At 54.2% G+C, this 7,261-nt stretch carries 5 protein-coding genes; 3 read left to right on the forward strand and 2 right to left on the reverse strand.

Going from position 1 to position 7,261, the window contains the following annotated elements:
* The first annotated feature begins 94 nt into the window (after positions 1–94).
* Positions 95–1,747, forward strand: coding sequence for a phosphoethanolamine transferase (locus GIR22_RS21475; RefSeq protein ID WP_154745276.1), 1,653 nt, complete (start codon positions 95–97; stop codon positions 1,745–1,747).
* 14 nt (positions 1,748–1,761) lie between these two features.
* A complete protein-coding gene (locus tag GIR22_RS21480) occupies positions 1,762–2,436 on the forward strand; it encodes a response regulator transcription factor (protein ID WP_154745277.1) in 675 nt (224 codons plus the stop codon).
* Positions 2,437–2,572: 136 nt separating this feature from the next.
* Here the strand turns inward: GIR22_RS21480 and GIR22_RS21485 are convergent, their stop codons facing one another.
* Positions 2,573–3,874 carry an Nramp family divalent metal transporter gene (locus GIR22_RS21485; RefSeq protein WP_154745278.1) on the reverse strand — a complete coding sequence of 434 codons (1,302 nt, stop codon included), beginning with the start codon at positions 3,872–3,874 and terminating at the stop codon, positions 2,573–2,575.
* A gap of 540 nt (positions 3,875–4,414) precedes the next feature.
* Here GIR22_RS21485 and mqo point away from each other — a divergent pair.
* Positions 4,415–6,061 carry a malate dehydrogenase (quinone) gene (gene mqo, locus GIR22_RS21490; RefSeq protein ID WP_154745279.1) on the forward strand — a complete coding sequence of 549 codons (1,647 nt, stop codon included), beginning with the start codon at positions 4,415–4,417 and terminating at the stop codon, positions 6,059–6,061.
* Positions 6,062–6,151: 90 nt separating this feature from the next.
* On the opposite strand, the gene GIR22_RS21495 is transcribed toward mqo, so the two are convergent.
* Positions 6,152–7,000, reverse strand: a complete 849-nt coding sequence (locus GIR22_RS21495) for a LysR substrate-binding domain-containing protein (RefSeq protein ID WP_154745280.1) — start codon at positions 6,998–7,000, stop codon at positions 6,152–6,154.
* Positions 7,001–7,261: the final 261 nt, after the last annotated feature.

Below are 7,261 nucleotides of genomic sequence, written 5' to 3' on the forward strand. Positions count from 1 at the left end.
CGAGAATTTGATGAGTCGCTGCCTAGAGTCTGCGCCATTGGAGATGTCACGCCCAGCCGCCTGAGCGCCTCCCTAACTTTTCAAGTAGAAATACATGCTTAAAATCAAACCCGTACGCCCCGAAGTTACGACTGCTCTCGCCAGTGGATTCTTATTGCTTGGATTCAATGTAACGCTTTGGCAGCATCTGTTTACTATTACAGGCACCAACAGCATGGGTGTGTTATTGCGTCTCGCGTTTGGCGCCATGATATTTTTCGCTTTTAATATTGTGCTGACTCTATTGTCCTTTCGCCAAACACTAAAGCCTGTGCTGATGAGCTTGTTCATGGTCAGCGCTGGGGTCGCATACTTCATGAATTGCTACGGTGTGGTCATAGACAGTGGCATGTTACGTAACTTCGCAGAAACCAATGCTACCGAGGTAGGGGGCCTGCTCTCCCCTAAACTTTTTGTATATATCGTGCTGTTAGGCCTGCTGCCTTCATTCCTGCTGTGGAAAACCCCCATCCATTACCGACGTTTTCAGCGCGCCTTGCTCAGCAAGGTGTTGGTCGGTGTTGGTTGCACCGCCGCCCTCGGCGCAATTGGGTTGCTTAATTACCAAGGCTTGTCGTCACTGTTTCGAAACCACCATGAATTGCGTCTAATGATCGTGCCGAGCAACTATATCGGTGCATCATTCGGCTATCTGCGTGAACAAGTGGTCACCGCGCAGAAGCCTTTCATGAAAATAGGTGAAGACGCGAGGCTGGTCAGCGATCGGGCGCAATTCCCGCACAAATCCCTTACCGTACTGGTGGTGGGCGAAAGTGCACGGGCGGAAAATTTCGGCATCCTGGGCTACAACCGCGACACGACCCCGCAATTGAGCAAAGAGCCGGGTGTGATTGCCTTTAGCGACGTTCACTCCTGCGGTACCGAAACCGCTGTATCGGTGCCCTGCATGTTTTCCAATATGGGGCGCAAAAATTATGATGCGGCCACTGCAAAAAGTCAGGAAGGCTTGCTCGATGTGCTCAAGCATGCGGGCCTCGAAGTGGTTTGGCGGGACAATCAGTCCGGCTGCAAGGGCACTTGCGACCGAGTGACCCTGGAGGATGTCAGCAAGTCGAAAGATCCCGATGTGTGCGCCAACAACGAATGCCGGGATGAAATCCTGCTGAAGGGATTGCAGCATTACATTGATCAACTCGATAAAGACACGGTATTGGTACTGCACCAGATGGGCAGTCACGGCCCGGAATACTTCAAGCGTTATCCAAAGGCATTTGAAAAATTCACACCGGTGTGTAAAAGCAATGCACTGGACAATTGCAGCCGGGAAAGTATTGTCAATGGCTACGACAATACCCTGCTCTATACCGACCATGTATTGGCCAGCTTGATTGATATCTTGCGCAGCAATCAAAATAAAGTCGATACCGCAATGATTTACCTCTCGGATCATGGTGAGTCTCTGGGGGAGTACAACCTGTTCCTGCACGGCACGCCTTATATGCTCGCACCCGAGCAACAAAAGCATGTCCCGTTGTTAGTCTGGTTGTCTGATAGTTATCAGCAGTCCTTTTCTGTTAATACCACGTGCCTGCAAAACACTCGCAACGCGCCTTTGAGCCAAGACAACCTGTTCCACTCGATGCTTGGCTTGTTGAAGGTCCAGACCAAAGTCTACGACCCCGCGCTGGATATGTTTGCCGGTTGCAGGATGGGCGCCACTGATAGCGTAGTAGCCGATGCACAGTGAAAAAAGAGGGGACCATGCGCATACTCGTTATCGAAGACCATAAAGATATCCTGGCCAATATTTCGGAGTATCTCACGCTCAAAGATTGTGAAGTGACGGGTGCCCTGGATGGATTGACTGGACTTCATCTTGCGATGACAGGCAACTATGACGCGATTATTCTGGACCTGATGCTACCCGGGATGAACGGTAACCTGGTCTGCAAAAGCATCCGGGAAAACAGCAAGCAGCAAGTCCCCATATTGATACTCACCGCCCGGGACCAACTGGATGACCGCCTGACTGGGTTCAGCGTCGGCGCCGATGATTACATCGTCAAACCTTTCGCGTTGTCCGAACTATTTGCTCGCGTTGAAGCCGTTGCATGGCGCTCCACTGGTTTTAAGAAGCACATACTCCAGATACATAACTTGACCTACGACCTGGACTCGCTGGAAGTCAAACGGGAAGGAAAGCTACTCAAGCTCAATCCGACCCATCTAGTACTGCTCGAGATACTCATGCGCAAAAGCCCCTCGGTTGTGAAACGCAAAGAGTTCGAGCAAGCCCTCTGGGGCAGCAATACACCCGACTCTGACAGCTTGCGGACCAACATCTACACGCTGCGCAAAACAATAGACAAGTCCTTCAATGTCCATTTGTTGCACACCGTTCACGGCATAGGCTACAAGCTGGAAGGTCCACGGTAAAAACGACTGGGGGCGTCAGCCGTTCAAATCTTGTCGCGCCCATGTATTACCCTGGCGAAAGCTCATCTGGAACTGTTGTGGGAGAACCATGAGTTCGCCCGCCGAGGGAACCTGACGCTCCCTCGGCGGCTCGTTGTCAGATGAACAAATCGACGCCTAGTTGAAAGGCAACCCACAACGCAAGGCCTGTCGCAAAGAGCAGGGCGATGTTTTCAAACAGGTTGTTGCGATATTTCTTATCCAGCAACGACTTCTGGTTGGACATGATCAGCAGGCCCAGGGAAATCACCGGCAAGCCAATGATGTTCAGCGCACTGACACCAATGGTCAGGGTCACGAAGTCTGGCATGCCAGGCAATGACCAGATCAATGGCGTTACGAGAATAAACAGCATGAACCATTTGTGCATTGGATCATGGTGAAACTCTTTGCCGTACTTATCGCGACGCTTGGGGCGAACGTGTTGGAAAGCATCGGTAATCAGCATCGGGAAGGCAGTGGTCTTGCCTGAAATACTGGCAAACAAGGTCGCGAATACGCCGATGAAGAACACGTACCAACCGATCGGGCCGAAGTAGATTTCCAGCGCCTTGCCCAAGTCAGCCAAGGTTTCCACTTCGATGCCGTTGGGCCGCAGGATTTCCGCGCCGACGATCCAGATAGCCAGGTTAATGACAATCCCGACAAACACAGCAAACAGCAAGTCGTTACGTTGAATACGTTTATGTTGCGGACCGATCCAACCTTTTTGGCGCATCACATAAGGATGCACGAAATTGGCAATCGAACCTGCCACGGCGCCAATGACCGATACCGCGACAAGCAAGGCGCCATGTACGCCTTCATCGGGCGGAATGCTGAAGCCGATGGTGCCTTTCACAATGCCGGCCACATCAGGCCCGGACATTACCGCCAAAGCAATAAACGCCAGGGTCATGATCGCCAGCAGTACCTTCATCACGCCTTCGATCATCGAGTAGATATTACGCCCGACCAGCATCCACACAGCGATGACCACCGCGAAAGAACACAGCAGCGGATTGTCGATGCTCAGCAACATCGCCAACGATTCACCCGCGCCCTTGATCATGTAGGCGTTCATCAAGTGCCCCATCAGCAGGGCATAAACGAGCATAAACCAGGCGAAAAACGGGTTCAGTTGCGCATAGCCTTGCAGGATGGTCATGCCCTGGTTATTGCACAGCTGGAAGCGCGCGATGATGTTGACGATCAGGTATCTCAAGAGCAGAGACACGGCCAGTACCCACATCATCGCGTAGCCGTAATTGGCGCCGGCCACGGAAGAGGTGATCAGATCACCGGCGCCTAACCAGGACAGCACGGCGATGATGCCAGGACCCAGCAGCTTGAGTATTCGAGCGAATCGATTTTGTGGGGGCGCCGCAGCCTGGCCTTCTACGGAAGGGATGCTGGTCATAGCGGGTATCTCCGGTTATTTTTTTTGTGAGAACGCCCGCAGTCGACCACAGTAGGTACGACGTCGTACAACTATTGTTGTGGGAGATTGTTTAAAAATGTTTCCGTGCTGTGTCTGTGTTGTTTTCTGGTCTTGAAAACGGAAATTCGTGCTGGGGCAAATAGAGCAAAAAAGGCTCTTCAATCTCGTAATGATCGTGGGTGTTTTGTTATCGGGCGCGGCGCTGACCCTACCACCGAGTCCATAACAGACGCCCCATTCCACTCGTCCATGATATTCTGCGCGCCATCTTGGTCTAACCTTTCTCTCGTGCGTGCATCCGAACACGCGCGGCCGGATGATGTCGCCGAGGTAGCTGAAGCCAATAATGATAAGAAGTCAGCGCAGAAGGACATAAAACTGAGGCTGATACGTCGGCCTTGTGTGCCCACCCTGTAGACCTTGTGAGTGTGGAAAACCGTATGGCGTTGCCTGGCGTAACGAGGGTTTTCCCATGAGAAGGCACTGGGGTGGATGGCGTTTTATCATAGGTGCTACTTGATGTTTAAAAAAATGAACACGGCTCTACTGGGGCTGGCTTTGTCGATGGGGATCGCGTCCGTTCAGGCGCAAGAGGCAAAGAAAGTCGATGTACTGCTGATTGGCGGCGGCATCATGAGTGCGACCCTGGGTGTGTGGCTCAATGAGCTGCAACCGGATTGGTCGATGGAGATGGTCGAGCGCCTGGACGGCGTCGCCGAAGAAAGCTCCAACGGCTGGAACAACGCCGGTACCGGTCACTCGGCCCTGGCTGAGTTGAACTACACCCCGGAAGACAAGAACGGCAACGTTGAGATCCCCAAGGCGGTCGAAATCAACGAAGCATTCCAGATCTCCCGTCAGTTCTGGTCCTGGCAGGTCCAGCAGGGCGTGCTGAAAAACCCGCGTTCGTTCATCAACTCTACGCCGCACATGAGTTTTGTGTGGGGCGATGACAACATCAAGTTCCTCAAGAAGCGTTATGACGCGCTGCAGGCGAGCCCGCTGTTCGCCGGCATGGAGTATTCCGAAGACCCAGCTCGGATCAAGCAATGGGTGCCGCTGATGATGGAAGGGCGTGACCCGACCCAAAAAATCGCGGCAACCTGGTCTCCGCTGGGTACCGACGTGAATTTCGGCGAGATCACCCGCCAGTTCGTTGCTCACCTGCAGACCACGCCGAAGTTCGACCTGAAACTGTCGAGCGAAGTGCAGGACATCACCAAGAACGCCGACGGCTCCTGGCGTGTCAGCTACAAGAACCTGAAAGACGGCACCAAGTCCGAAACCGACGCCAAGTTCGTGTTCATCGGCGCAGGTGGCGGTGCACTGCACCTGTTGCAGAAGTCGGGTATTGCGGAAGCCCGTGAATACGCCGGTTTCCCGGTTGGCGGTTCGTTCCTGGTGACTGAAAACCCAACCGTGGCCGAGCAGCATCTGGCCAAGGCCTACGGCAAAGCCTCCGTGGGTGCGCCACCGATGTCGGTTCCGCACCTGGACACCCGTGTGCTGGATGGCAAGCGCGTGATCCTGTTTGGCCCATTCGCTACCTTCTCCACCAAGTTCCTGAAAGAAGGTTCGTACTTCGACCTGCTGACCAGCACTACCACCCACAACATCTGGCCGATGACCAAGGTAGGCATCGAGCAGTACCCGTTGGTTGAGTACCTCGCAGGTCAACTGATGCTGTCGGACGACGACCGTTTCAAGGCGCTGCAAGAATACTTCCCGAACGCCAAGAAAGAAGACTGGCGCCTGTGGCAAGCCGGCCAGCGTGTGCAGATCATCAAGCGTGATGAAGAGAAGGGCGGCGTCCTGAAGCTCGGCACTGAAGTGGTCAGTTCTGCTGACAACAGCCTCGCCGGCCTGTTGGGTGCATCGCCAGGCGCGTCCACCGCGGCTCCGATCATGCTGAACGTGCTGCAGAAAGTGTTCAAGGACAAGGTTGCTTCCCCTGAGTGGCAGGCGAAGCTGCATCAGATTGTGCCAAGCTATGGCACTCAATTGAACGGCAATCCTGAGCGTGTTGCGCAAGAATGGGCCTACACCGCCAAGATCTTGCAACTGACGCCTCCGCCAGCCATCCCTCAGATGCCTGCTCCACAAGCGAGCGAAGCTGCAAAGCCTGCGGCCGAGCCGAGCAAACCGGCTGCTGATATTGCGCTGTAAGCGTTTGGCGTGGTCCTGAGTCAGGGCCAACCTAATGCCAAAAGCCCGCTGAACCGGTGACGGTCAGCGGGCTTTTTTGCGCGTGGGGGTTCAGATACTGAAGCCCTTTTTGACCTGCTCATGCAGATGCAGCGCCAAGTGATTACCACTGTCGGACAGCAAATAAATAGGGTGCCGCGGCAGCTCAGGCAGTTGCGCTCCTGGAATGACTTTGGTCAGTTCAGCAGTTATCCGGCTTTCTTCGATCACGCCTACCGCCAAACCGCACATGACTGCCGCGTCCACCGCTGTGGCGCTCGCGCTCTCAAGCAGAATCCGGTAGTAAACCCCATGCTCCTTCAGCGCTCGGATGGCGGATGCGCGATAGGGGCACCCCGTCAATTGCACGGCAATAGGCAGTGGCGCGTGTTCAGGCGCTTTGAAACGATCTGAGACCACCCACACCGGCTGTATTGAACCCAAACGTTCCCCTTGTTCCAGCGGTTGTGCGCTGACGATCAGCGCCAAGTCGATTTGCTCCCGGCTGAACATGGTGAACAGCTCGCCGCTGGACCGGGCTTCAACTTCCAGCTCAAGCAGCGGGTTGTCGGCGATGAGCTGCGGCAGGAAATCGCGCATGAATGCCGGAGCATACGAATCCGGAAGGCCCAAGCGAATCTTGCCCTGCATGCGTTGGGGGGTGAGCGACGCTAGCAGGCGATCATGACTTTTAAGAAAGTCAGTCGTTTCGCTCAATAGTTTTTTTCCATACATCGTCAACTCCACCCCCTGGTTGTTCCGACTGAACAGGCGCTGGCCTACCAGGTCTTCCAGCTTTTGAATCTGAGTGGTGACAGTTGAGGCGCTGCGATGCACGTGGTTTGCCGCTTCGTTGAAGCGTCGCAAGCGGGCGACGGCATGGAAGGTACGCAACAGGTCGATATTCAGTTGCTTGGTCATGGTTCCTCTTTTGAGGATTAGTGGTGCGGGTTATTCAAATATACAGAATCATGCTCCCGACTTAGTCTTCAGGTCAAACAGGGCGCGCCTGCGCCGTGGGCAATAAAAGATGGAGCGTGTATGGATATCAATCAGTGGGTCGTGTCGTTGTTGAAAAACAATCACGGCTTTAACAGTCCTGTCTGGACGGTGGAAAACGCCGAAAAGTACTCGGCGCCCTCTGCTGATCTCTCGTTGCACCGTAGCCATGGGGTGTTTGCG

The organism is Pseudomonas karstica (assembly GCF_009707515.1).
GTDB lineage: Bacteria > Pseudomonadota > Gammaproteobacteria > Pseudomonadales > Pseudomonadaceae > Aquipseudomonas > Aquipseudomonas karstica.